Origin of the sequence: Plantactinospora sonchi (assembly GCF_036422035.1) — a bacterium.
Taxonomy (GTDB): domain Bacteria; phylum Actinomycetota; class Actinomycetes; order Mycobacteriales; family Micromonosporaceae; genus Plantactinospora; species Plantactinospora sonchi.
This window is the reverse complement of record NZ_JAZGQK010000007.1, coordinates 424,790-450,144: the sequence shown is the minus strand read 5'-3', so window position 1 is coordinate 450,144 and position 25,355 is coordinate 424,790. Positions and strand designations below refer to the sequence as shown.

The 25,355-nt window shown below is 69.6% G+C and carries 20 protein-coding genes; 11 read left to right on the top strand and 9 right to left on the bottom strand.

Translation table 11 applies throughout. The features are described 5' to 3' along the window. The first annotated feature begins 10 nt into the window (after positions 1-10). Positions 11-1,318: a lipopolysaccharide biosynthesis protein gene (locus tag V1633_RS11145; protein WP_331214154.1), complete on the top strand. Its 1,308-nt coding sequence runs from the start codon at positions 11-13 to the stop codon at positions 1,316-1,318. Positions 1,319-1,348: 30 nt separating this feature from the next. Here V1633_RS11145 and V1633_RS11140 read toward each other — a convergent pair whose 3' ends face one another. The 4 genes from V1633_RS11140 to V1633_RS11125 form a co-directional block, all read right to left on the bottom strand. After that, positions 1,349-1,984, bottom strand: coding sequence for a class I SAM-dependent methyltransferase (locus tag V1633_RS11140; RefSeq protein ID WP_331214153.1), 636 nt, complete (start codon positions 1,982-1,984; stop codon positions 1,349-1,351). Between the two features lie 279 nt (positions 1,985-2,263). After that, complete coding sequence (locus tag V1633_RS11135; RefSeq protein WP_331214152.1) at positions 2,264-3,205, bottom strand: glycosyltransferase; 942 nt, start codon at positions 3,203-3,205, stop codon at positions 2,264-2,266. 200 nt (positions 3,206-3,405) lie between these two features. Continuing rightward, positions 3,406-4,620, bottom strand: a complete 1,215-nt coding sequence (locus tag V1633_RS11130) for a glycosyltransferase (protein WP_331214151.1) — start codon at positions 4,618-4,620, stop codon at positions 3,406-3,408. Between the two features lie 216 nt (positions 4,621-4,836). After that, entirely contained in the window at positions 4,837-5,928 is a 1,092-nt protein-coding gene (locus V1633_RS11125) for a glycosyltransferase (RefSeq protein ID WP_331214150.1), read from the bottom strand. A 219-nt stretch (positions 5,929-6,147) separates the two neighbouring features. On the opposite strand from V1633_RS11125, the gene V1633_RS11120 reads away from it, so the two are divergent. The 3 genes from V1633_RS11120 (at position 6,148) to V1633_RS11110 (ending at position 10,655) form a co-directional block, all read left to right on the top strand. Next, on the top strand, positions 6,148-8,055 hold the full coding sequence (locus tag V1633_RS11120) for a nucleoside-diphosphate sugar epimerase/dehydratase (RefSeq protein ID WP_331214149.1): 1,908 nt from the start codon (positions 6,148-6,150) through the stop codon (positions 8,053-8,055). Positions 8,056-8,401: 346 nt separating this feature from the next. Continuing rightward, positions 8,402-9,484: a Gfo/Idh/MocA family protein gene (locus V1633_RS11115; protein WP_331214148.1), complete on the top strand. Its 1,083-nt coding sequence runs from the start codon at positions 8,402-8,404 to the stop codon at positions 9,482-9,484. A gap of 46 nt (positions 9,485-9,530) precedes the next feature. Then, a complete protein-coding gene (locus V1633_RS11110; RefSeq protein ID WP_331214147.1) occupies positions 9,531-10,655 on the top strand; it encodes a DegT/DnrJ/EryC1/StrS family aminotransferase in 1,125 nt (374 codons plus the stop codon). Between the two features lie 68 nt (positions 10,656-10,723). Here V1633_RS11110 and V1633_RS11105 read toward each other — a convergent pair whose 3' ends face one another. Then, on the bottom strand, positions 10,724-10,849 hold the full coding sequence (locus V1633_RS11105) for a hypothetical protein (RefSeq protein WP_331214146.1): 126 nt from the start codon (positions 10,847-10,849) through the stop codon (positions 10,724-10,726). A 304-nt stretch (positions 10,850-11,153) separates the two neighbouring features. Here V1633_RS11105 and V1633_RS11100 point away from each other — a divergent pair, with 304 nt between their 5' ends. Then, positions 11,154-11,633, top strand: a complete 480-nt coding sequence (locus V1633_RS11100) for a hypothetical protein (RefSeq protein ID WP_331214145.1) — start codon at positions 11,154-11,156, stop codon at positions 11,631-11,633. 125 nt (positions 11,634-11,758) lie between these two features. Here the strand turns inward: V1633_RS11100 and V1633_RS11095 are convergent, their stop codons facing one another. Then, complete coding sequence (locus V1633_RS11095; RefSeq protein ID WP_331214144.1) at positions 11,759-12,244, bottom strand: hypothetical protein; 486 nt, start codon at positions 12,242-12,244, stop codon at positions 11,759-11,761. Positions 12,245-12,987: 743 nt separating this feature from the next. Between V1633_RS11095 and mycP the strand changes: the two genes are divergently transcribed. Further along, positions 12,988-14,364, top strand: a complete 1,377-nt coding sequence (gene mycP / locus V1633_RS11090; protein WP_331214143.1) for a type VII secretion-associated serine protease mycosin — start codon at positions 12,988-12,990, stop codon at positions 14,362-14,364. 76 nt (positions 14,365-14,440) lie between these two features. Then, positions 14,441-14,875 carry a hypothetical protein gene (locus V1633_RS11085; RefSeq protein ID WP_331214142.1) on the top strand — a complete coding sequence of 145 codons (435 nt, stop codon included), beginning with the start codon at positions 14,441-14,443 and terminating at the stop codon, positions 14,873-14,875. Between the two features lie 16 nt (positions 14,876-14,891). Here V1633_RS11085 and pgm read toward each other — a convergent pair whose 3' ends face one another. The 3 genes from pgm to V1633_RS11070 form a co-directional block, all read right to left on the bottom strand. Continuing rightward, positions 14,892-16,538 carry a phosphoglucomutase (alpha-D-glucose-1,6-bisphosphate-dependent) gene (gene pgm / locus V1633_RS11080; RefSeq protein WP_331214141.1) on the bottom strand — a complete coding sequence of 549 codons (1,647 nt, stop codon included), beginning with the start codon at positions 16,536-16,538 and terminating at the stop codon, positions 14,892-14,894. A 120-nt stretch (positions 16,539-16,658) separates the two neighbouring features. Next, positions 16,659-17,891 carry a glucose-1-phosphate adenylyltransferase gene (glgC, locus tag V1633_RS11075; RefSeq protein ID WP_331214140.1) on the bottom strand — a complete coding sequence of 411 codons (1,233 nt, stop codon included), beginning with the start codon at positions 17,889-17,891 and terminating at the stop codon, positions 16,659-16,661. A 281-nt stretch (positions 17,892-18,172) separates the two neighbouring features. Further along, a complete protein-coding gene (locus V1633_RS11070) occupies positions 18,173-19,069 on the bottom strand; it encodes a LysR family transcriptional regulator ArgP (protein WP_331214139.1) in 897 nt (298 codons plus the stop codon). 71 nt (positions 19,070-19,140) lie between these two features. On the opposite strand from V1633_RS11070, the gene V1633_RS11065 reads away from it, so the two are divergent. The 4 genes from V1633_RS11065 to glgB all read left to right on the top strand — a co-directional run bounded on the left by V1633_RS11065 (position 19,141) and on the right by glgB (position 25,349). Next, positions 19,141-19,788 (top strand): LysE/ArgO family amino acid transporter, encoded by a 648-nt coding sequence (locus V1633_RS11065; RefSeq protein WP_331214138.1) that lies wholly within the window; start codon positions 19,141-19,143, stop codon positions 19,786-19,788. Between the two features lie 112 nt (positions 19,789-19,900). After that, a complete protein-coding gene (gene glgA, locus V1633_RS11060) occupies positions 19,901-21,130 on the top strand; it encodes a glycogen synthase (RefSeq protein ID WP_331214137.1) in 1,230 nt (409 codons plus the stop codon). A gap of 86 nt (positions 21,131-21,216) precedes the next feature. Continuing rightward, complete coding sequence (locus V1633_RS11055) at positions 21,217-23,253, top strand: alpha-1,4-glucan--maltose-1-phosphate maltosyltransferase (RefSeq protein WP_331214136.1); 2,037 nt, start codon at positions 21,217-21,219, stop codon at positions 23,251-23,253. Beyond that, on the top strand, positions 23,241-25,349 hold the full coding sequence (glgB, locus tag V1633_RS11050; protein WP_331214135.1) for a 1,4-alpha-glucan branching protein GlgB: 2,109 nt from the start codon (positions 23,241-23,243) through the stop codon (positions 25,347-25,349). The genes V1633_RS11055 and glgB overlap by 13 nt, the downstream gene beginning before the upstream one ends. Positions 25,350-25,355: the final 6 nt, after the last annotated feature.

Genomic DNA, 25,355 nt, shown 5'->3' with positions numbered 1-25,355 from the left:
GTTGATCCGGATGCCGTCAGCGGCCCCCGAACGGACAACTCGGACCGCCCGCCGCGAGACACCTCGCCGGGCAACGATCTCGGGCGCCCGAGCCCGCGTCGGACGTGTCGGCACCCTGCTCACCAACGGAGCACTGCTGTCCATCGGTGTCATCACCAGCGTCACCATCTCGCGGGCCCTCGGCCCCTCCGGCCGGGGCGAGTACGTCACCTGGCAGACCTGGGCCACGACGCTCGGAATTCTCGCCCTGGGCGGTCTCCCACAGGTGCTGGTGCTCGACGACCGCTCGCGGGGTCGGCACACACTCGGCGAGGTGCTACGCGCCCTCGCGGTGACGCTCTGCGTCGGCGTGGTCATGGTGGCCGTCCTCAGCGCGTTGTGGCGACCTCACTGGGTCGTCCTCGTCGCGTCGATCCTGGTGGTGACCGCAACCCAATTCGGTTCCATCGGCCCGTCCGAGGCGCAGCGCATGGGCCGAATGGGGATGGAGTTCAACGCCGCTCGCGTCACGCCACAACTGGCGGCGCTGTTGGCCATGACGGGTCTCCTGCTGGCGGGGCCCCGGTCGGTCTCGGTCTGGCTCCTCACAATCGCCAGCCTCCAGGCGGTGGCCGTGATCGTCTGGGTGGTCCTGGCAACAGAGCGGGGCACGGTCCCGGGGACGTCGACAGGCCGCACCCTCAAACACTCGCTACGACTGACACCGGGCAACATAGTCACCTTCACGCAGTACCGACTCGACCTGTTGGTCGTCACAGCGCTCTTCTCGCACGAGACCGTGGCCTTCTACGCCATCGGGCTGGCGGCGCAGAACGCGGTACTGGCCGCAGGGCAGTCCTACGGAATGAACTGGTTCGCACGCCGCGGCAGCGAGTTCAGCGACCGCCACCGAGCACTGCGAAGGGAGCTGCGGAAGGTCGTGGTCATGACCCTCGCCATAGCTGTGCCGTTGGCCGCGTCAAGCGCGCTCTGGGTCACCGGCCTCTACGGCACGGGCTTCTCACCGGCGGTTTCCGTGGTGGCGGTCCTGTGCTTTGTCGGCATAGCGCAGTCCCTGGACTATCTGCTCGCACACGAGTGCCTGATGTCTGGACGCGGGTCCCGGATAGCGCTCTACCGGATGCCGAGCCTGACAATGCTCATCATCGGCTTCGGCGCGGTCGGGCTTCTCGGGTGGCCGATCCACGTCGCCGCGTTGATCCCAGGTCTGTCCTACCTGCTGTCCTCGGCCGTATTCCTCGTGCTCAGCCGGAGCGCGGTCAATCAGGCAGCGGAGTCAGGGGAGGCGACCACGGCAACGGCTGACCATCATCGCTGAGTCGCGGGCCAGCCTTGTAGTAGTCGTCGGTTACGGGCGAGGCCGCCAGAGCTGGGTTCTGATGGTCTCGCCCGGCCGGTAGAGCGGCTGGGCCACCGGAATCCTCAGCACCTCCTCGCTCGGACCACAGTGGAACGGTGCCTGGGTGATATCCACCCACGAGCCGCGGTCTAGTCGGGTGTCCGGCCCATGCGGCTTGTCCAGATTGGGGGTGCGGATCGCGTCAGGCGCGGGCCAGTGCTCCGTCACGACGACGAGCGGATAACGACGACACTGCTCGAGGATGGCCGCGACCTGTGCGTTGGACAGATGCTGGAGCACCTGGCGGATGAGACACACGTCGGCGTCCGGTAGTGGGTCGCTCGCCGCGTCCCGAACGGAGAACCTGATCCGTTCACCGCCGTGGCGCGATCTGTTGTGATCGATCAGGTCCTGGACGACATCGATCCCCTCGTAGTGATCGAGGAGATCCACGAACTGAGCCGCGACCCGAAAATCCCCGCAACCGATGTCGACCACCGAACGCCCGCCGCACTGTCCGATCAACTCGCGAACGTACCTGACATAGCCGGCGGCCGCATCGCCACGCGACCCCCAGCCGGAGTCGAAACTCTCACCAGCACCCCACCGACGCGAGGCGTAGATGTCCGAAAAGACTTCCTGCACAGACCTCGTGGCGTTTCGCTGACGGATCCTCGCCAACCGGGCCGATCTCACCCAACGCCGTACGGGAGGCGGGGTGTAACCGGCAACGTGATGACGCAGTTTCTGCCCCAGCATGGGCACCTCCAAGTTCCGCAGCGCCCAGATCAGACCAGCCGCCAGCATGGACAATACGCCGTTCAAACCGATTCTCGACGGAGCTGGCTGATTGTCACCCACGGGTGGCCGACTGCCATGCGACCGTGGCCACCATCTACGTCAGGAGCAGGACGGACACCACCGCTACCAGTTCATAATCCGAGCGGGAAACGGTTCGCCGGGAAGCGGCCCCTCCGCCGCGCTCGGCTTCCGTCGCCAGGCATGACTCAACGCCATCAGACCGAGGCGGAATCGCATGATGTCACCTCGCCTGAGGATATCGACCAGGGCCACCCGGGGTAACACTGACGCCGCCCAGACCCAGTTCAACAGCGCCGGCCCCAGGCCGAAGTTCGCTCTCGTGAACCACACCCGGTTACGAACCGAGTAGTAGGTCCAACGAGGACCCGAAATGACCCGGTTCCCGTGATGGGTGGCCGGGGCGTCGCCGCAGCACAGGACCCGCCAACCCGAACGCCGGGCGCGCACGCACAGGTCCGCGTCCTCGCCGCCGAGAAAGAACGAGCCGTCCATACCGACGCTGTCGACGACCTCTCGCCGAATGAACATCACCGCACCGGTGACCCAGGCGCACTCCACCGTCCGCGGCCCTGGCTCCACCAGCACCTCCGGCGCACGTCGGAACGGCGAGAATCTGGCGGCGCCGGATTGCAGCGAGCCGTCGTCGTGGCGTAGGACAGGGCCGACGATGCCCACGTCCGGATCGCTGAACAACGCGTGCAGGCACCGCGCCCACGTGTCCCGGGGCACCGCGATGTCGGTGTTCAACAACACCAGGGCGTCGGTGGAGCGCCCGCGTACAGCCAACATGAACGCCTGCGCGTATCCCAGGTTCCGTCCCGGGACGATCCATTCGGCACGCCCGTCGAGCGTCTCTGGACGCCGCATCCGGTCGTTGGCGACGACCACCACGTCGCCGCCATAATCGACGATTTTGTTGACCAGCTCGATCGTCGGTGTCGGATCGCCGTAGTGGATGACGACTGACGTGGTTGACCTCATCGCAACTCCGAGCTTCGCCGCCGGGCTCGAAACCCGGCAATCGATCGCATCATCAACACCCATTGCCGGCTGCCCGACGTTCCCGAGTGTAGACCTGGATTCTTATCGTCAGGATCGGAACCGGCACTCGACTCCGTACCACGCGGAGACACTGATCCAGCCGGCGTGGTCAGCGCATGCGGTACAAGAAGATCCGATTCTGCGGGTCCTCGCCGCACCGAAGTTATCTCACCATTCATATCGACCGTGACCGCATGCCTGACCTAACTGAGCAGTTTGTCGTAGGTGTCGGTGAAGCACTGAAGGGCGGCCGTCGTGGAGAAGTTGGTCAGGCAGCGCTGCCGGCCCCGGAGGCCGAGCTCACATCTCGGGTCGGCCAGGATGTCAAGCACCCGATCGGCAATCCTGGCCGGAACCTCCGACTCGGGACTCTGCGCGACCAACCACCCCGTCTCCCCGTCGGAGACCGTTTCCCGGCTTCCTGCGGTCGCCGTCGCCACCACCGGCAGAGCGCATGCCATGGCTTCGAGCACGGACACGCCGAGACCCTCCTCGTAGGAGGTCTGCACGAACACCGATGCCGTCTGGTAGAGACGCAGTAGGTCGACGGGTGTGACATCGGAGCGGACCACGACCCGATCCCTCAGGCCGAGGTCGGCGACGAGGGCAACCGTCGCCGCCGGAAGAACACCCCGTCCGGCCAACACCAGCGGGGGCGTTGACGGCATCCTCCGGACCATCTCGGCGTAGGCCCTCACGGTCCGGTCGAGCCCCTTCCGAGGGTCACCCAGGCGGCACACCGACAGCAGATGCCCGGTTCGCCGCCATCCCTCGGGTCCGGGCACGAAGAACGTGGTGTCCACTCCCGGCGGGGCCTTGACCACATGTCGCTGGCCGAGGGAACGGGCGTGATCCAACATCACGGCGTTCTCCACGAGCACGGCGTCGACCTCGCGCAGCGCCGATCGTTCGATCCGCGAGGTGAACCTGGTCATCGTGCCGCGCCAGGCGTTGAGCGGTCCGCCGGGCACCGACAGGAGTGCCGCACGCTCCCAGGCGACCAGCGTCGCCACCTGTAGTACGACAGGTACTCCAAGCCCGGTCACCGCAGCCGCCCACGCCGGTGAACCGGCGATCACCTGGATGAGGTCGTACTGTCGGAGGACGGCGCTCAGTTCCCTTCGTGGGCGGTAGCGCATGACCTCGAACTCGGCCGCGTTCGCCCCCCAGTGCTCGTACCCGGACGGGTGGGCAGTGGGACTCCGCAGGCTACGTCGGATCCACGTTCTCGGCGCGACAATCCGGCGGCTGGACGAATCCCGACTGGACGTCGCCAGATCGTGTACGTCCGTCGAGTAACCGCCGACGGCTCCCAGGCTCTCCCTCAGCCACCTGGTGACGGCCGGCACCCCACCACCGCGCTCGAAACTGTGGGTGACGAGAGCGATTCTTCGTGGCTTGACCATGCGGTCGCCCACCGACAGAGCTGCTCCGGGACCGCGTCGGGTGTTCGAGAAAATCGTTCCGCCTCCGGTTCCTCTTCACCGCGAACCACGGGCCCTGACCTCGGTTACCACTGGCCCGGCACACTCGTCGGCACGCGCCACTACCGCACGAGATGAAGAACGAGCGGAGTCCAGGCGGGGTGACGGACGATGCGGCGGGCATGGGCGAACCGGCCGGTCCACCGGCCGTCACGACTCCGGTCGCCCACCAGAGCAGTGGCCGTCGCCCGTTACGGACGGCGCATGGGGGGTGGCGGCCGATGCCGGAGAACCGGGCAGCCGCAGCAGCCAACGAAAGTAGTCGTTCCGGTCGAAGGGGGCGGGATCGGCGATGACCGTCCCGTCCAGGCCGTCGAGCGCGTCGGCCAGACTGTCCGGCTCGTCCGGGCGGTACGGCAGCAGCGCACCCCCGGCCACCTCACGACTCTGCCCGCTCTCCGGCGACAGCACCGGCACGCCGTACGCCCGGGCCTCGGCGAGCGGATAGCCGAACGCCTCCAGGGCCGACGGGTAGAACACGGCGGTGGCCGAACGCCACAGCCGGGTGAGTTCGTGGTGGGCGACGATCCCGATCGGGTCGAGCATCGGATGCCCGGCGAGCGCCGCCGGCAGGTCGGCGGGGCGGGCGGTCACCGTGATCCGGATCCGACGGCCGGTCCGGTCCAGCGCGTCGAGCAACGCGGCGAGCTGCGGCGTGAGGTTCTTGTACGGCCCCGGTACGACGGGAACCAGGATGAACGGGTCGGCACCCGGAACCCGTGGACCGGCCGGTGTCACCGGGTGGGGGCGTACCACGATCCGGTTCCGCGCCGACGGGACGTGCTGTACCACCCGCTCGCCCATCGCCCCACAGGGGACGACGATCAGGTCCGCCCGGCGCAGCAGCCGCCGTACGACGGGAATCTGCAGCCGGAAGGACCTCGGCATGCGGTCCAACAGGTGTGCCTCGGCGGGGTACAGGAAGTGCAGCGCGTTACGCAGCAGCACGGTCCGGTTGTCCCCACCGAGCGCGAACGACACGTTGTTCGGCGCGACCGCCAGCGTCGCCCGTCCGGCCAGTCGCTCGCGCTGGACGAGCCAGCCGGGGGTGAGCTGCTGCCGCCGGCCGATGACCGTCACGGAGCGGGCGTCCGGTTCGGATCCCGGCGGTGAGCCGGGGGCGGGGTCCGGTCCCACACCGGACGGCGCTCCGAGAAAGGCGTCCAGCTCGGCCCGCCACCTGGCCGCCCCGCCGGTGGCACCACCGGCGGAGTCGACCACCACGGTGCCGGTATCCGTCACGACGTTCCTGGTCAGTGTCACAGCCTGCCTCGCATCCGGGTGGGGGCACCCGCTGCTCAACGAGCAGATAGCCGCAAACGTCACGGTCGCGACTATCGCCTATCAAAAATGTGAAACCCGCCCCTTACCCCCCTGGAAGCGGATAGATGTGGGTTACCCGCCGGATAGCACCCGCCATCGCGGCCGGGACCCCAGCCCCGAACCAGAGCAGGAGCCGCAATGCCGCTCAGCGCAGCCGCACGTACCGACAACTCCGACAGTCAGCCCGGCCCCCGACGGAAAGAGCCGGGACTGGGGAACGTGACGCTGCTGGCGAGCGACTCAGCTGCCTGGACGGTCGGCTTCGGGGCAGGCGCGTGGACCAGGTACGAGTTCGACCTGACGGTGCCCCAGCTCGTCCAGGTGGTCGCCGTGGCGTTGATCGCCGCCGTCCTGCACGAGTCGGTCGCCGCGCTGGGGCGACGTCTCCTGGGTCGGCACCCGGTGGGCAGCCTGTCCGAGCTGCGGGTACTCGCCGGGACGGTGGCGATCAGTGCCGTGCTCGTGTTCCTGGCCGTACTCGCCCAGGCGGACCGGCCGGTGCCGGCGAGCACCCCGTTGGTCGGCTCGGCCGTGGCCATGCTGCTGATGCTCGCCGCGCGGGCGGCGTACCGGAACCGCATCGACCGGGCCCTGCGGCCCCGGACCGACTCCGCCACGCCGGTGCTGCTCTTTGGACTCGGCTCGGCCGGCCAGGGCCTGCTCCGCGCCATGGTGAGCGACCCGCAGAGTCGCTACCTCCCGGTCGGCCTGCTCGACGACGATCCCGACAAGCGGCAGCTGCGGATCGACGGCGTCCGGATGCTCGGCGGTCGGGACGACATCGCCGCCGCGGTGAGCCGGACCGGCGCCACCACCGTCATCTTCTCCGTCGCGAACGCGGACGCGGAACTGATCCGCGCGGTCCAGAGCGCCAGCCTGGCCGCCGGCGCCGAGTTCAAGGTCCTGCCACCGGTACGCGAACTCGTCGACCACCGGATCAGCGTCGCCGACGTACGGGACGCGGAGATCGACGATCTGCTCGGCCGTCGACAGGTCGTCTCCGCCCTGGTCACCGCCGACTCGGCGCTGACCGGCCGGCGGGTCCTGGTCACCGGCGCCGGCGGCTCCATCGGCTCCGAACTCTGCCGGCAGATCCTGCGCGCTGAGCCCGGTGAACTGATGATGCTCGACCGCGACGAATCTGCGTTGCACAGCCTGCAACTTTCATTGTCCGGTCGGGCGCTCCTCGACGGACCGGAACTGATCCTGGCGGACATCCGCGATGCCGAGGGCATCGCCCGCACCATTCGCAACCGCCGACCGGACGTCATCTTCCACGCGGCCGCCCTGAAACACCTCACCCTTCTGCAGCGCCACCCGGGAGAGGCGATCAAGACGAATGTGTGGGGAACGCTGTCGGTTCTGAACGCCGCTCGCGACGTCGCCAGATTCGTGAACATCTCCACCGACAAGGCAGCGAACCCGATCAGCGTCCTGGGCTATTCGAAGCGGATCACCGAACGACTGACCGCGCACGTCGCCGCCAGCTTCCCCGGCACGTTCCTCAGTGTGCGGTTCGGCAACGTGCTGCGCAGCCGGGGATCGGTGGTCACCGCGTTCCGCGCACAGATCGACGCCGGCCTGCCGGTCACCGTCACCCACCCGGACGTCACCCGCTACCTGATGAGCGTGCAGGAGGCGGTACACCTGGTGTTGCAGGCGGCGGCGATCGGCCGTGACGGCGAGGCGCTGGTGCTCGACATGGGCGAGCCGGTACGCATCGACGACCTGGCCCGGCAGCTCGCGACCCAGGCGCCCGGGCCGACCCGGATCGTCTACACCGGGCTGCGCCCGGGTGAGAAACTGCACGAGGACCTGCTGGGCGAGGGCGAACTCGACGTACGGCCGCTGCACCCGTTGATCTCCCACGTGTCGGTGCCGGCGCTGAATCCGTCCGAGGTCGCCACCCTGGACCCGTACGACGAGCCGGAGAAGGTGACCGAACGGCTCGCCTGGCTGTGCGGTCAGCCCGATCAGGGGCAGCAGTCCGGTGCGCTGGTCCCGAACAGCCGGGGCGTCCGCCCGTCGTCGTCCCGGTCGAACTGACCACCGAAAGGGTGAGCCACAGGTCATGAAAAGCGGCCGACCCGGGTGAGGAAAGCGTCTGACGGGTCGGGAAGCGGACAGCCGGCTGGCGAGTCGCGGAATGTCGTAGCAGTATCCCCGATGAATTGTCACCCGGGACATTGCCCGTCAGTGAACATCTGCCGTTTCTGAAACTCCGGGCAGGTAGGTCGACTCAAACCGAATCAGCATCCGGGACGACGGTCCACGAACACCGTGGACGTGTCGGCGAAACGCGAGCGGAATCCGCGAACAAACGTCGCCGGATGCGCCACGGAATCCTCGACGGTCCGCAACCCGTCCCGATCTCGATCCCTGGAGAAGACACGTGACCGAAAAGATCGGCCTGGTCGGCTTCGGATACTGGGGCACCAACCTGGCCCGGAACCTCGACAAACTGGCGCAGTCCCGCTGGCACTACCTGGTGGACGCCAGCCCGCAGCGGCGCCAGGTCGCGGCCGAGCGCTACGCGCGGGTGCTCGCCACCGACGATCTGGACATGGTCCTCGACGACAACGAGGTCGTCGCCGTTGTCATCGCCACCCCGGCGCCCAGCCACGCACCGCTGGCGCGCCGGGCCCTGGCCGCCGGCAAACACGTCTTCGTCGAGAAGCCGCTGGCCATGTCGCTCGCCGACGCGGTCGCCCTGGCCGAGGCCGCCGACCGGGCCAACCTGGTGCTGATGGTCGGGCACACCTTCGAGTACGTCCCGGCGGTGGAACGGATGCGCGAGTACATCCGGTCCGGCGAGATCGGGGACGTCCTCTACCTGCACTCGCAACGGCTCAACCTGGGGCGGATCCAGAGTGACCTGCACACGTTCTGGTCGATCGGCCCGCACGACGTCTCGATCGCCAACCACCTGCTCGGCACCGACCCCCGCTGGGTCGCCGCCCAGGGCGGCCGCTACCTGCACGACGGCGTCGAGGACGTCATGTTCGTCACCGTCGGCTATCCCGGGGACGTCGTCGCGCACATGCACGTCAGCTGGCTGGACCCGGCGAAGACCCGCCGCACCACCGTCGTCGGCACCCGGAGGATGCTCGTCTACGACGACCTGAACTCCGACGCCCGGCTCACCGTCTTCGACAAGGGTGCCGATCCGTTGGAAGCGGACGGCACCGGCGTCCGGCAGTACCGGCTCCGCGACGAGGCGGTGCACGTACCGGCGCTCGCCACGGCCGAGCCGCTCGCGCTGGAACTCGCGCACTTCCTCGACTGTGTCCGTACCGGGGCACGGCCGCGTACCGACGGCTGGAACGGTGCCCGGGTGGTCGCGGTGCTCGAGGCCGCGGACGCCTCGATCCGGGCCGGTGGTGCGACGGTGACCGTGCCCCGGATCGAGGTCCCGTATGTCACGCGCCCGCGTTCGGGCGGCCCGCACCCCGACCTGACCCCCGCCACCTCCTGAGTCCGGTCCGTCGACCCGCCCTCCCCGCAGCGAAGAGGAGCCCGTCATGCCCCGAATCCCACTGGTCGACCTGGCCGCCTCGTACGCCCGGCACCGGGACACGATCGACGCGGCCGTCCGGGCCGTCGTGGAGGACACCCGGTTCATCCAGGGCCGGGAGGTCGGCGAGTTCGAGTCGGCGTTCGCCGCGTTCTGCGGCACCCGGCACGCCGTCGGCGTCTCCTCCGGCACCGCCGCGATCCATCTGAGCCTCGCCGCCCTCGGCGTCGGCCCCGGCGACGAGGTGGCGGTGCCGGCGCACACCTTCGTCGCCACCGCGGAACCGGTGACCTGGCTCGGCGCCCGGCCACGCTTCGTGGAGGTCGACGCCGGGACCGGCGGCATGGACCCCGACGCGCTCAAGTCGGTCATCGACCGGGTCCGTGTCGTCATGCCGGTGCACCTGTACGGCCTGCCCGTCGACCTGAGCGCGCTCGGCGCACTGGCCACCGCGGCCGGGGTGCCGCTGGTGGAGGACGCCGCCCAGGCCCACGGCGCCGAGTTCGTCCACGACGACGGATCGGTGGTACGCGCCGGGGCGTACGGCCGGATCGGCTGCTTCTCCTTCTACCCGGGCAAGAACCTGGGGGCGTTCGGGGACGCCGGTGCGGTCACCACCTCGGACCCGGCGCTCGCCGACAAGATCCGGCGCCTCGCCGACCACGGCCGCGCCACCAAGTACGAGCACCTGGTCGTCGGGTACGCGGCCCGGCTCGACACCCTGCAGGCAGCGGTCCTCGCGGTGAAACTGACCACGTTGCGAGCGAGCAACCAGCGGCGCCGTGAACTGGCGGCGGCGTACCGGTCCCGGCTGGACGGGGTCGGCGACCTGGTCCTGCCGGTCGAACCGGCGAACCGGCGCGGCGTCCACCACCTCTTCGTGCTCCGGACCGCGCACCGGGACGCACTGCTGGCGCACCTGCAGGAAGCCGGCATCGGCGCCGGGGTGCACTATCCGATCCCGCTGCACCTGCAACCCGCGTACGCCTCGCTCGGGTACCGGCCGGGCGACCTGCCGGTGACCGAGGCGTGGGCCCGGGAGTGCCTCTCCCTGCCGCTCTACCCCGAACTCACCGACGAACAACTCGAGACGGTGGTGGCCCAGGTCCGCACCTACTTCGAACGGGTGTAAGGAAGGGCCCCCTATTATCGCTTTCTGTTGTAGAAGGGGCCCTTCCTAACCGTTCCCCCGGCGGGCCGCTACCGCCGGCCGTTGCGGATCGCCACCCGGTGCTGTCGCCCGCCGGCCTGGCCCCCGGCGGGCGCCCCGGCCAGCACGGTCGTCGTCATCATCAGCGCGCCGAGAATGTGGCGCCATCTGCACATGGGTCAACACCCGTTTCCATGTTGGGCCGGGGGCTGCGCTCCGGAGCCCGTCGCGTCGTCGGCGGTCGCGCCGGCTGCGGACCCGGCGCCACCGCTCACCATCACCAGGGCTGACCGCCGGCAGGCGCACACGGACGACACCCGGGTGAACGGGATCAACGACCCGGCCGGCACGGCCCGGAAAGGGTCCTGTCGACAGTGGAATTCGGCCGATCGGTCGACCGTCGGAGCAACAACGAGGTGTTGCGACTCGGCTACAATGAGCGGCGCTGATGTCTCACAACACCTGCGGGGAGGGGTTGCGATGAGCCCGGTCGATCCAGGGGCGACGGCGGCTGCGGTCGGCGCCGTCGTGGGCGCTCAGATGGGCGCCGCCGCCGGTGCTGCCGCTGCATCGCTGGTCCAGCAGATCAGCGTCAACATCGACGGCCTGGCGAAGGCCGCTGCGGTGATGCGCGAAGAACTGCAGCAGGGCTACCGCACCCAGGTGCCCCACGTGTACGGCCCGATGGGAGAGGGCTCCACCATCGGTGCCGGCATCCCCGGCACGGAGTGGGACACACTCCGGGAGCGCTACAACGTCTGCATTGAGGCAACCTGTAATGCCCTGGAGAATCTCGACCTGGGAACGTATCGGATGGCGAACGCCGCCGAACACATCGCCTCGAACTATCGCAACGCGGACGAGTTGTCCCGGGCGACCGTCAGCGACGTGCGCGAGGTCCTGATCCCGCCCGAGACGCAGACGATGCCGAGCCAGCCAAGCACAGGGAGGTACGTCTGATGCCCGACGGGTCCTTCAACGTCGTACAACTCTGGCAGATGGTCAGCATGGCTCGTCAGCAACTAGAACCAAGTCGCGCACAGGTTGACGCTTGGCAACGGACGTCGAGCATGCTCGACCAGCATTCAGAAACTCTGCTGAACTGCCGCGACCAACTCGCCGAGTTGTGGCCGCCGGAGAGCAACGCCGCTGCCGCCGCGTACATGGCCGAACTGGACCGTCTGATAGACGCCGCGCAGCAGACTTCGACGGCTGCCGCAAACAACGCCACCCACATCCACTACGTTGCTGATGCAATCGAGCAGACCCACGCCAAGATCAAGCCCATCTACGAGGAGTACGTCAGCAATCAGCAGAAGTTGGCTGACTACCAGCAGCAGGTGGAGCAGGCGGGGAATGTCGGCGGACTCGCCGGCCAGGTGTTGACCGGTGCCGGCGGTCGCGTGTTGGGCGACTGGGCGGGAGAGAAAGTCTACGGCGCCTTCACGTCGCCGCCCGTCGAGGACGGACGGCAGGAGGTGTTGAATCGGCAGGCACAAGCCGTCATGGCCCAACTTGACGGCGCCGCGCAGGACAGCAGCTATCGGGTGCAACCACCACCCGAATACCAACCACCGAACGTGCCCCTCGGCGAACGCGATCCGATCCCTCCCGATCCAAGGGATCGACCGATCCCACCACCAGTAATCCCGCCTCCCTCACATCGACGAGATGTTCGAGACGACTCCCGGCCTGGCTACATCGATGGGCACCTGCCTAAGTCGGGTCCGGAGACTACACATGAGCGGCCCGAGCCGCCGTATTCCGGGGATGAGGACGGTCCCGGCCTGTCCAATGTCCTTCCCCCACCCCCCACAACGCCACCACCCACAACGCTTCCTCCTCCGCCTCCGGGCAACCCGCTGCCGCCTCCGGGAGTGGGCCCTGTTCCCGGACCGGGTCCCATCCCTGGCGTTTCGCCACTCAGTGGCGGAGGCGGCGGCCTCGGCACGGGCAAGATCCCTTCCGGCACGGGGCCTGGGGCAGGACGCGTGGGGCCTCTGGGGGCCACCGGGCTCGGCGGCGGAGGAGTACCACCAGGTGGAGTGATCGGCGGACGGCCAGGCGGGGCCGTCGGTGGCACGTCGATGCCTGGCGGCGGCATGCCCATGGGCGGCGGCGCGGCGCCTAGAGCGAATCCGGTCGGCGGGATGATCGGGCCTTCTGGCGGCGGGGCCGGAGGCCGGGCCGGTGGAGTCGGCGGCGGAGCAGCCGGAGGCCGTGGCATGGCCGGCGGACCAGGCATGGCCGGTGGTCGCCGTGGCCAACAGGGCTCGGATGATCGAGATCCGCAGCACTGGGACCCGGACAACCCATGGGCGGTAGAGGAAGGTGTCGCACCGTCCATCGAGCCGAACCGCACTGTGAACCGGCACGACCCCGGCACCGGGGTTCTCGGGCAGGACCGGTGAGTTTGAGACACATGCGCTGGTGCGCGGCAGTAGCCAGTGGAGTGCTCGCGGCAACGCTGGGAGCACCCCTACCAGCAATGGCAGATGGAACCAGAAACCAGCAGTGGCATCTGCGCGCCCTCGGCATCGCCGAAGCGCACGAAGTCAGCCGGGGAGCCGGAATTGTGGTGGCGGTGATCGACACGGGCGTAAACGCAAGTCACCGTGACCTTGCCGGCAACGTCTTGTCCGGTGTGGATTTGACAGGCGCCGACACCAACGGCCAGGAAGACAGCCAGGGCCACGGCACCGCAATGGCCGGACTTATCGCCGCTCACGGACATGGCCCAGGAAACTCGAATGGCGCCCTCGGCATAGCACCGGATGCCAAAATCTTGCCCATCCGCAACTCCCAATCAAAGCTCGGCGACCCGGACAACCTGCCGAGGGCCGTCGACGAGGCAGTTCGACGCGGAGCGAAAGTAATATCCCTGTCACTTGGTGGCGGGACGTCAATGCGGCTTCAGGAGGCGATCAAAGACGCTCTCGCCGCAGACATCGTCATCGTAGCAGCCTCAGGAAATAAGACGGAATACGATTCTATTGGGTATCCCGCAAAATATCCTGGCGTTGTGGCGGTTGGCGCCATCAACAAAAACGGCAGACTCGCCCCCATTACGGTGACCGGCAAGGAGATGGTTCTCACGGCACCCGGCGCGGAAATTGTTGGGACAAGCAACACCGGCGGGTACCAGGAGGGTACGGGTACCAGTGATGCCACGGCGATCGTGGCGGGGGCGGCGGCACTGGTCCGGTCGCGGTTCCCGGACCTGTCGGCGACCGAGGTCGTACACCGGCTGACCGCGACAGCCGACGACAAGGGCGCACCAGGCCGCGATCCGGAGTACGGCTACGGCTCGCTCAACCTCGTCAAGGCGCTCACCGCCGACGTCAAACCGGCACCAGCCGAGCCCAGCCCCGGCGCCACTCCCCCCGCGTCCCAGGAGCCCTCCGCACCGGCTGCCGCACCCCCGTCCGACGGCGGCACCGGCGTCAAACTGAGTCCACTCGCGTACGTCGTCGGCGGGCTCTGCCTGGTGGCGGTGCTGATCGTCGTCGGCCTGGTCGTCTGGCTCATCAGCCGCTCCCGTCGGCGACGTACCCCGCAACCCGCGATGGGCTATCCGCCGCCCGGCGGTGGTTCCCCGCCGGGTTATCCGGCGCCGCCGAGTTATCCACCGACAACCGGCCACTCCCCACCCGGGTACGGCCCACCCGGCCCGCCCTACCAGGGCAGGTAGCCGAGCCACCAGCACGCTGACGGGCAGGGGCGGGCCCGGAGTGTGGCTGGCGGCGGGACGACGTACCGTCGCAGACGTGGTGGAAGACGCAGCTGGCGGCTGGGCGGAGCAGCGCCGTCGCGCGGTGGCCGCCCATGCCGCCGCCGACCAGCGGCGCAGAGCGGCGGAGACTGACGAGGCCCGACAGCTCGTCGCGGCGTTCGTCCGGGAGGCGCAGGAGCGGGGTCTACGCCCGACCCGGCTGACCGCCCTCGCCTACAACGGGCGGACCCGCTACCGCACCGCGCTCACCGGTTGGTACCTGGACCACTCCCGGATTTACGCCATTGGCGTCGCTGGCGACTTCTACCTGCTCACCGTCCCCGCCGGTCTGCGGGCCCGGTTGACCGGGGTGTCACCACCACCGCAGCCACCCAAGCTGATCATCGGCGAGGGTGGGCCGGACGGACACTCGATCCCCCTGCCCACCCTGCTCCGTCAACGGTTGGACGCCGGCGACAATTGGCCCTGATCTCGGGGTCGGCGCGTCACGCCCCCTTGAGCACCTCGGTGACCAGCGCCTGCGCCTCCTCCTGCAGCCTGCCCAGATGCTCCGGGCCACGGAACGACTCGGCATAGATCTTGTAGACGTCCTCGGTGCCGGACGGACGCGCGGCGAACCAGCCCGACTCGGTGCTGACCTTCAGGCCGCCGATCGACGCCCCGTTGCCCGGCGCGGTGGTCAGGGTCGCCGTGATCGGCTCCCCGGCCAGTTCGGTCGCGGTGACCTGGTCCGGTGAGAGTCGCCCGAGTACCGCCTTCTCCTCGCGGTTCGCCGGAGCGTCGATCCGGGCGTACGCCGGCTCGCCGAACCGGGTGACCAGGTCCGCGTAGTGCTCACTCGGCGACCGCCCGGTGATCGCGATGATCTCGGCAGCCAGCAGGCTCAACAGGATGCCGTCCTTGTCGGTCGTCCAGGTCCGGCCGTCGCGGGCCAGGAAGGAGGCGCCCGCGCTCTCCTCACCGCCGAATCCGACCGACCCGTCCAGCAGCCCGGGCACGAACCACTTGAAGCCGACCGGCACCTCGAGCAGGGTACGCCCCAGGTCGGCGGCGACCCGGTCGATCATCGACGACGACACCAGGGTCTTGCCGACCGCCGCCCCGGCGTCCCACTGCGGCCGGTTGCGGAACAGGTAGGAGATCGCGACCGCCAGATAGTGGTTGGGGTTCATCAGACCACCGTCCGGGGTCACGATGCCGTGCCGGTCGGCGTCCGCGTCGTTGCCGGTGGCGACCTGGTAGTCCGCCCGCCGTGCGATGAGTGACGCCATCGCGTGCGGCGACGAGCAGTCCATCCGGATCTTGCCGTCCCAGTCCAGGGTCATGAACCGCCAGGTCGAGTCGACCAGCGGATTCACCACGCTCAGGTTGAGGCCGTGCCGGTCCGCGATCTCGCCCCAGTACGCCACACTGGCACCGCCGAGCGGGTCGGCGCCGATCCGTACCCCGGCCGCCCGGATCGCCTCAATGTCGAGCGCGGCCGGGAGGTCGTCGACGTAGCTGGCGAGAAAGTCGTACGGGCTGGTCGTGTCGGCGGCCCGCGCCCGGGCGTACGGAATTCGGCGCACCTCGCGGAGACCGTCGGCCAGCAGGGCGTTCGCCCGGTCCTGGATCCACTTGGTGACGTCGGTGTCGGCCGGGCCGCCGTGCGTGGGGTTGTACTTGAAGCCGCCGTCGGTGGGCGGGTTGTGCGACGGGGTGATGACGACCCCGTCGGCGAGGCCGGTGTTCCGGCCCCTGTTGTGGGTCAGGATAGCGTGCGACAGGGCGGGGGTCGGGGTGTAGCCGTCCCGGCTGTCGATCAGCACGGTCACCTCGTTGGCGGCGAGCACCTCGAGCGCGCTCACCGCGGCGGGCTCGGAGAGCGCGTGGGTGTCCCGGCCCAGGAACAGCGGGCCGTCGATGCGGTTTTCGCGCCGGTAGTCGCAGGTCGCCTGGGTGATGGCGAGGATGTGGTCCTCGTTGAACGCGCCCCGCAGGCTCGACCCCCGGTGGCCCGAGGTACCGAACGCGACCTGCTGCCCGGGATCGGCCGGGTCCGGATGTTCGGCGTAGTACGCGGTGACGAGCCGCGCCACGTCAACCAGGTCCTCGGGCTGGGCAAGCTGGCCGGCACGGGCGTGGACCGACATCAAGGGCCTCCTTCTTCCGCTGTGGTGTGGGCGCGTCGCCCACGGCTCCGGCCGGTCCGCGAGCTGTTACAGCCGCGTCGCCGGACCGTCGAGCCGACAGGTGACACCGGTGACGGCGAGTCAGGGCTCGACTCGCTGCCCCTTGCCGATCACCACGATCCCACGGTCGGAAACCGTGAAACGCTCCCGGTCCCGCTCCAGGTCCACGCCGATCTCCGCACCCTCCGGGACCACCACGTTCTTGTCGAGGATGGCGTTGCGGACGACGGCGTGCCGTCCGATCTCCACCCCTTCCATCAGTACCGAGCCTTGCACGTTGGCCCACGAGTGCACCCGGACATTGGGCGAGACGACAGAGTTCTCCACCAGTGATCCGGAGATCACCACACCAGGGGAGATCATCGAGTCGACGGCCCGCCCGACCCGCTCCCCCAGACCGTGTACGAACTTCGCCGGCGGCCACGGCGGGTGGTCGGTGTAGATCGGCCAGTCGTAGTTGTAGAGGTTGAAGACCGGGTGGATGGCGATCAGGTCCATGTGCGCCTCGTAGAACGAGTCGAGTGTCCCGACGTCGCGCCAGTAGCCCCGGTCCCGGTCGGTGCTCCCCGGCACCTCGTTGTCCCGGAAGTCGTAGACGTTGGCCTCGCCCCGCTCGACCAGCATCGGGATGATGTTGCCGCCCATGTCGTGCTTGCTCGTCTTGTCTGCCGCGTCGCGCTCCACCGCCTCGCAGAGCACCTTCGTGGTGAAGACGTAGTTGCCCATCGAGGCGTAGATCTGATCAGGGTCGTCCGGCAGTCCCTGGGCGTCCGAGGGCTTCTCGCGGAAGGCCCGGATCCGTCGACCGTCCTCGGCCACCTCGATCACGCCGAACTGGTCGGCGGTGGAGAGGGGCTGGCGGATACCGGCGATGGTCACGCCCGCTCCGGAGGCGATGTGGTCGGCCACCATCTGCCGCGGATCCATCCGGTAGATGTGGTCGGCACCGAAAACGATCACATAGTCCGGCTGCTCGTCGTTGATCAGGTTGAAGCTCTGGTAGATCGCGTCCGCCGAGCCCGCGAACCACCACGGTCCGCGTCGCTGCTGTGCCGGCACCGGTGTCACGTAGTTGCCGAGCAGGTTCGACATCCGCCAGGTCTTGGTGACGTGCCGGTCGAGCGAGTGCGATTTGTACTGCGTCAGTACGACGATCTTGAGAAAGCCACCGTTGGCCAGGTTGGACAGGACAAAGTCGATCATGCGGTACATGCCGCCGAACGGCACCGCCGGCTTGGCCCGGTCCGCGGTGAGCGGGAGGAGACGCTTGCCCTCCCCCCCGGCCAGGACGATCGCGAGGACCTTGGCAGACATGCCCCGACGGTAACGGAGCCGGAAGAGCTCCGCACAGGGCTCGTCCCGTTCGTCCTGCCAAGATCGGTATCGTCCTCTTCTCGCCACCACGACGGGCCCCATCCGCCCGTCGCTCGCCCGGCACCGACCGGAAACAGCCCACCGGACGGCGGCGACGGTTCACCCGCCGACGGCCGGACCGGACCGAGCCGGCGGGACCGAGCCGGACCAGACCGAGCCACGGCGAGGCAAGGCAAGGCGAAAACGGGCAAGGCAAGGCGGACGAGGCGAGGCGGTTCCGGTTACCGGTCCAGGGACCGGGCGGCGGCGTCCGCGACGGCGTCGGCCAGTACGGTCAGCAGTCGGGAGTCGAGCCGCCACTGCTGCCAGTACAGCGGCACGTCCAGCACGGCGTCGGGGTCGATGGGTACGACCGTTCCGGCGGCCTCGTAGCGGGCACTCTGCTGGCGCGGCATCATCCCCCAGCCGAGGCCCAGCCGGATCGCCTCGGGGAAGTCGCCGGTGGACGGCAGGTAACTGCGGGGCGGATCCAGGGGCCGACGCGTCCGCTGGCGCAGGTACCGGTGCTGGAGATCGTCCTTGCGGTCGAAGACGAGCACCGGCGCCCGGGACAGGTTCTCGATCGTCGGGCCGTCGGGCAACCAGGTCCGCACGTAGTCGGGGCTGGCCATCGGCCGGTACCGCATCCGCCCGAGCGGGCGTACCGCGCAGCCCTGCACGGGCCGGGAGTCGGAGGTGACCGCCGCCATGACCGTGCCACGGCGCAGCAGTTCGACGGAGTGGTCCTGGTCCTCACGGTAGACGTCGACACAGATCCGCTGACGGGCCGCCGCCGCCAACGCCGGCAGTACCCAGGTGTTCAGCGAGTCGCCGTTGACCACCACCGGGATCCTGGTGAACTCGGCCGGCTCGTCGGCGGCCGGGTCACCCAACTGGTCGAGGACGTCGGTCTCGAGCAGGGCGAGCTGCCGGGCCAGGCGCAGGACGACCTCACCGGAGGGCGTCACCCCGGCCGGCCGGCCCCGTTCGACCAGCACCCGGCCGACCGCGGTCTCCAGCGCCTTCATCCGTTGGCTGACCGCCGAGGGGGTGACGTGCAACTGCCGGGCGGCGGCCTCGAACGAGCCGTGGTCGATCACCGCCACGAAGGTGCGGAGCTGCTCGAACTGAAGGTCCATGGTAAGGGATCCTAATGTTGCGTAAGAATCATTAGCTGGAGCCGAGGTTGCGGACTCTCTAGGGTCAGCCCGTGACCGCTACCGCCCCGCTGTCGATCCTCGCCGGCACACTGCCCGTCCTGCTCGCCGGCTTCGGCGTCGGCCTCTCCCTGATCGTGGCGATCGGCGCCCAGAACGCCTTCGTGCTCCGGCAGGGCATCCGGGCCCAGCACGTCCTGCCGATCGTCGCCATCTGCGCCGCCTCGGACGCCGCCCTCATCCTGGCCGGGATCACCGGCGTCGGCGCGATCGTGGACCGTGCCCCGGTGGCGCTCACCGTCGTACGGTGGGCCGGCGCCGCCTTCCTGATCGGGTACGGCCTGCTCGCCGCCCGACGTGCGTTCGGTTCACAGACGCTGAGCGCCGGTGCCGACGGCGCCAGCACCTCACGGCGTACGGCGGTGCTCACCGTGCTGGCGATGACCTGGCTCAACCCCCACGTCTACCTCGACACCGTGCTCCTGCTCGGTTCCCTCGCCAACACCCACGCCGACGGCGGCGGCCGCTGGTGGTTCGGTGCCGGCGCCGCCGTGGCCAGCGTCGTCTGGTTCACCGCCCTCGGCTACGGCGCACGTCTGCTCGGGCGGGTCTTCGCCCGCCCGCTGGCCTGGCGCCTGCTCGACGCCCTGATCGCCGTCACGATGGTCACCATCGGCGTCAGCCTGGTCGTCAACGCCTGACCCGCCGCCCGCACAACGGGTCGCGGCAGGGGGACGGAACGGTCGCCGGGAACGCTGGCAGGCGTCGGCTCGCCCCGGGCGGATCGGCCACGCCTGCACTAGGGTGCCGGCTGTGAGCGATTCCGTGGCGGACGACCGGCGCCTCCGGGTGGACCTGCTGACCCGGGAATACCCCCCGGACGTGTACGGCGGGGCGGGGGTGCACGTCGAATACCTGGCCCGGGAGCTGCGTTCCAGGGTCGACACGCGGGTGCACTGCTTCGGCGCGCCACGCCAGCCGCCGTACGACGAGCCGGGCGTGACCGCGTACCCCGAACCGCCGGAGCTGGCCGGCGCGAACGCCGCGCTGCGGACCATGGGTGTCGACCTGGCGATGGCGGCCGGCTGTGCCGGCACCGACGTGGTGCACAGCCACACCTGGTACGCGAACCTCGCCGGCCACGTCGCGAAGCTACTGCACGGCGTGCCGCACGTGGTGACGGTGCACAGCCTGGAGCCGCTGCGGCCGTGGAAGGCCGAGCAGCTCGGCGGCGGCTACACCCTCTCCTCCTGGTGTGAACGGACCGCCCTGGAGGCGGCCGACGCGGTCATCGCGGTCTCCGCCGGGATGATGCGGGACCTGCTCGCCGCCTATCCGTCGGTCTCTCCCGAACGGGTCCGGGTGGTCCACAACGGCATCGACACCCACCAGTACGCGCCGGATCCCGGCACCGACGTGCTGGCCCGGCTCGGTATCGACCCGGGCCGCCCGAGCGTGACGTACGTCGGTCGGATCACCCGGCAGAAGGGACTGCCGTACCTGCTCCGGGCGGCGCGCCGACTGCCGGCGGAGGCGCAGCTGGTGCTGCTGGCCGGCGCACCGGACACCGCGGAGATCGCCGCCGAGGTCGAGTCACTGGTCGCGGAGCTGCGGGCGAGCCGGGAGGGGGTGGTCTGGGTCGCCGAGATGCTGCCCAAGGCCGAGGTGATCCAGATCCTCACCCACAGTACGGTTTTTGTCTGCCCCTCGATCTACGAGCCGATGGGCATCGTCAACCTGGAGGCGATGGCCTGCGAGACCGCCGTGGTGGCGACCGCGACCGGTGGCATCCCCGAAGTCGTCGCGGACGGTTCGACCGGCCTGCTGGTACCGATCGCGCAGGCCAACGACGGCACCGGCACGCCGCTGGATCCGGAGCGTTTCGTCGCCGACCTCGCCACGGCGATCACCGGGCTGCTGGCCGACCCGACCCGCGCGGTCGAGTTGGGCCGGGCGGGCCGGCGTCGGGCGGTCGAGCACTTCTCCTGGGACTCGATCGCCGAACGGACGCTGGGGGTCTACCGCGAGGTGCTGCCCGGTTAGGAAGGGGCCCTTCTACAACCGGAAACGATAACAGGGGGCCCTTCCTTGCCGGGCGGAGGTCGATCTTTGCCACTAGGTTGGGGAGGATGACCGGACGGATTCCGATCGAGGACGTGACGCCGAGTGTGGCCTGTGGGCGCTACCCGGCGAAGGCGGTCGTCGGTGAACTGGTCCCGGTGGGCGCCACGGCGTACCGGGAGGGACACGCGGCGATGGGGTGCCAGGTGGCCTGGTGGGGGCCGGACGGCGAACCCCGGCCGGTGGTACGGATGTCACCCGCGCCGGACGACCGCTGGTACGCGGCGATCCGGCCGGACGAGGTCGGCGAGTGGCGGTTCACCGTCCAGGCGTTCGAGGACCCGTACCTGACCTGGCGGGACGCGGTGGTCAAGAAGGTCGACGCCGGACAGGGGCCGACGGAGCTGGCCAACGAGCTGGCCGAGGGCGCCGATCTGTTGGTGGTCGCGGCGACCGGGATGCCGACGGAGGCACAGCGGCGGGTACGGGTCGCCGTGACCGCGCTTCGGGACGAGGAGCTGGAGCTGGCCGAGCGGGTCTCCCCGGCCCTCGACCTGGCCGAGCTGCTCTGGGCGTACCCGGTTCGCGCGCTGCTCACCGACGGGCCGGAACGGACGCTCTGGGTGGACCGCCAGCGGGCCCTCTTCTCCGCCTGGTACGAGTTCTTCCCCCGCTCGGAGGGGGCGGTGCTGGACACCGACGGCCGGCCGGTGAAGCACGGCACCTTCGCCAGCGCGACGGCACGGCTGCCCGGCGTCGCCGCGATGGGTTTCGACGTGCTCTACCTGCCGCCGATCCATCCGATCGGACGGGTCAACCGCAAGGGCCGCAACAACACCCTGACCGCCGGGCCGGACGACGTCGGCTCGCCGTGGGCGATCGGCGCCGTCGAGGGCGGGCACGACGTCATCCACTCCGAGCTGGGGACCCTGGCGGAGTTCCGGAAGTTCGTGGTCGCCGCCCGGGAGCACGGGCTGGAGGTGGCGATGGACCTGGCGCTGCAGTGCGCCCCGGACCACCCCTGGGTGACGGAGCACCCGGAGTGGTTCACCACCCGGGCCGACGGTTCGATCGCGTACGCGGAGAACCCGCCGAAGAAGTACCAGGACATCTACCCGCTCAACTTCGACAACGATCCGGACGGGATCCGGGCCGAGATCCTCCGGGTGGTGCTGCACTGGGTCGACCAGGGGATCCGGATCTTCCGGGTGGACAACCCGCACACCAAGCCGTTCGACTTCTGGCACTGGCTGATCTGGCAGGTCAAGCGGCACGACCCGGACGTGCTGTTCCTGGCCGAGGCGTTCACCCGGCCGGCGGTGATGCACGGGCTGGGCAAGATCGGGTTCACCCAGTCGTACACCTACTTCGCCTGGCGGACCAGTCCCGCCGAACTGCGGGACTACTGTGCCGAGCTGCTCGCGGGCATCGACCACATGCGGCCGAACTTCTGGCCCAACACCCCGGACATCCTGCCCGAGCACCTGCAACACGGCGGGCCGGCGATGTTCAAGATCCGGGCGGTGCTGGCCGCTCTGCTCTCCCCGAGCTGGGGCATGTACGCCGGCTTCGAGCTCTTCGAACACGTGGCCCGGCCGGGCGCCGAGGAGTACGTCGACAACGAGAAGTTCGAGCTGAAGCCCCGGGACTGGGCGGCCGCCGAGGCGGAGGGCCGGTCACTGGCCCCGTTCATCACCCGGCTGAACGAGGTCCGACGGGCCAACCCGGCCCTGCACTGGCTGCGTAACCTGCGGTTCCACGAGATCGACAACCCTGCGCTGCTCTGCTGGTCGAAGCGGGACGAGCGGACCGGCAACACCGTGCTGGTGGTCTGCTCCGTCGACCCCGGCCAGGTGCAGTGGGGCAACACCGTACTGGACATGCCGGCGCTCGGCTTCGACTGGCACGAGCGGTTCACCGTGCACGACGAGCTGACCGGCGCGAACTACGACTGGGGGCAGCGCAACGCGGTGCGGCTCGACCCCTACCTGCAACCCGCCCACGTCTTCACGGTGCACCGGCACGGCGCCCCGCCGCCGTCCCCGGCCGGGGTCTGGGATGCTGACCCGACCCCCGGATCGGAAGGTGTGGGATGGACGAGCTGATCGCCGGTACGACACACGACCCGCACGCCGTACTCGGCGCGCATCCGGACGGCGAGCGGACGGTCATCCGTACCCTGCGGCGCGGGGCGGGCGACGTGCGAGTGGTCGTGGGCACCGGGAGCCACCCGACGCGCCGGGTGCACGAGGAGGGGATCTTCGAGGCAACCGTGCCCGGGACCGTGCTCGACTACCGGCTGGAGGTGGACGGCGGTGGGCCGTACGACGACCCGTACCGGTTTCCGCCCACGCTCGGCGAACTGGACCTGCACCTGATCGGTGAGGGCCGGCACGAGCGGCTCTGGGAGGTGCTCGGCGCGCGGCCCCGCGAGGGCGGCGGGGTGGCGTTCAGCGTCTGGGCACCGAACGCCCGGGGCGTCCGGGTGATCGGCGACTTCACCGGCTGGGGCGCGCACGAGGGCTGGCCGATGCGCTCGCTGGGGCGTACCGGGGTCTGGGAGATCTTCGTGCCGGAGGCGGCGCCGGAGCAGCGGTACAAGTACCGGATCCTCTCCGCCGACGGGACCTGGCGGGACAAGGCGGATCCGCTGGCCCGGCGGGCCGAGGTACCACCGTCCACCGCCTCGGTCGTGCACGCGTCCCGGTACGAGTGGTCCGACGGCGACTGGCTGGCCCGGCGCTCCGGGCGGGCGCCCCACCAGGAGCCGATGAGCGTCTACGAGGTGCACCTCGGCTCCTGGCGACCCGGACTGTCGTATCGCGACCTGGCCGAGCAGCTCACCGGGTACGTCGTCGACCTGGGCTTCACCCACGTCGAGTTCCTGCCGGTGATGGAGCACCCGTTCGGCGGCTCCTGGGGTTACCAGGTGACCGGCTACTACGCCCCGACGGCGCGGTTCGGCGACCCGGACGACTTCCGTTACCTGGTGGACCGGCTGCACCAGGCCGGGATCGGGGTCATCCTCGACTGGGTGCCCGCGCACTTCCCCCGCGACGACTGGGCGCTCGCCCGGTTCGACGGCACTCCGCTCTACGAGCATCCCGACCCGCGCCGGGGCGAGCACCCGGACTGGGGCACGTACGTCTTCGACTACGGCCGGCCCGAGGTGCGCAACTTCCTGGTCGCCAACGCGCTCTACTGGTGCGACGAGTTCCACGTGGACGGTCTGCGGGTGGACGCGGTCGCCTCGATGCTCTACCTCGACTACTCCCGCAAAGACGGCGAGTGGGCGCCGAACCAGCACGGCGGCCGGGAGAACCTGGAGGCGATCGCGCTGCTCCAGGAGGTGAACGCGACCGTCTACCGGCACCATCCGGGGGTGGTGATGGTGGCCGAGGAGTCGACCGCGTGGCCGGGGGTGACCCGACCGACCGACGCCGGCGGGCTCGGCTTCGGTTTCAAGTGGAACATGGGCTGGATGCACGACACGCTGACCTACGTCGGCAAGGACCCGATCTACCGCCAGCACCACCACAACGAGCTGACCTTCTCCCTGGTGTACGCCTGGAGCGAGAACTACGTGCTGCCGATCAGCCACGACGAGGTGGTGCACGGCAAGGGTTCGCTGCTCGGCAAGATGCCCGGGGACCAGTGGCGAAAACTGGCCGGGGTCCGGTCACTGCTGGCGTACATGTGGGCGCATCCCGGCAAGCAGCTGCTCTTCATGGGCGCCGAACTCGGCGACGACCGGGAGTGGAGCGAGAGCCGGGGTCTGGACTGGCGACTGCTCGACGATCCCGGTCGGGCCGGGCTCCACCGGCTGCTGCGGGATCTCAACCGCGGCTACCGCGACACACCGGCGCTCTGGTCCCAGGACACCGTACCGGCCGGGTTCCGGTGGATCGTCTCGGACGACTCGGCGAACAACACGGTCGCCTTCGTCCGGATCGCCGCCGACGGCTCGCCGCTGGTCTGCGTGGCGAACTTCGCGGCGACGCCGCACGAGGACTACCGGATCGGACTGCCACTGGCCGGCCGGTGGGCCGAGGTGCTCAACACCGACGCGGACTGTTACGGCGGCTCCGGGGTCGGCAACCTCGGTGCGGTGTACGCCGAGGACCTGCCCTGGCACGGCCTGCCCGCCTCGGTGGCGCTGCGGGTGCCGCCGCTCGGCGTGCTCTGGCTCCGCCCGGACTGAACCTGG

Coding starts and splice junctions, on each gene's coding strand:
- V1633_RS11145 (WP_331214154.1), top strand. CDS start 11: ATGCCGTCAGCGGCCCCCGAACGGACAACTCGGACCGCCCGCCGCGAG.
- V1633_RS11135 (WP_331214152.1), bottom strand. CDS start 3,205: ATGGGTGTTGATGATGCGATCGATTGCCGGGTTTCGAGCCCGGCGGCG.
- V1633_RS11120 (WP_331214149.1), top strand. CDS start 6,148: ATGCCGCTCAGCGCAGCCGCACGTACCGACAACTCCGACAGTCAGCCC.
- V1633_RS11110 (WP_331214147.1), top strand. CDS start 9,531: ATGCCCCGAATCCCACTGGTCGACCTGGCCGCCTCGTACGCCCGGCAC.
- V1633_RS11105 (WP_331214146.1), bottom strand. CDS start 10,849: ATGTGCAGATGGCGCCACATTCTCGGCGCGCTGATGATGACGACGACC.
- V1633_RS11100 (WP_331214145.1), top strand. CDS start 11,154: ATGAGCCCGGTCGATCCAGGGGCGACGGCGGCTGCGGTCGGCGCCGTC.
- mycP (WP_331214143.1), top strand. CDS start 12,988: ATGGGCGGTAGAGGAAGGTGTCGCACCGTCCATCGAGCCGAACCGCAC.
- pgm (WP_331214141.1), bottom strand. CDS start 16,538: ATGTCGGTCCACGCCCGTGCCGGCCAGCTTGCCCAGCCCGAGGACCTG.
- glgC (WP_331214140.1), bottom strand. CDS start 17,891: ATGTCTGCCAAGGTCCTCGCGATCGTCCTGGCCGGGGGGGAGGGCAAG.
- V1633_RS11070 (WP_331214139.1), bottom strand. CDS start 19,069: ATGGACCTTCAGTTCGAGCAGCTCCGCACCTTCGTGGCGGTGATCGAC.
- V1633_RS11055 (WP_331214136.1), top strand. CDS start 21,217: ATGACCGGACGGATTCCGATCGAGGACGTGACGCCGAGTGTGGCCTGT.
- glgB (WP_331214135.1), top strand. CDS start 23,241: ATGGACGAGCTGATCGCCGGTACGACACACGACCCGCACGCCGTACTC.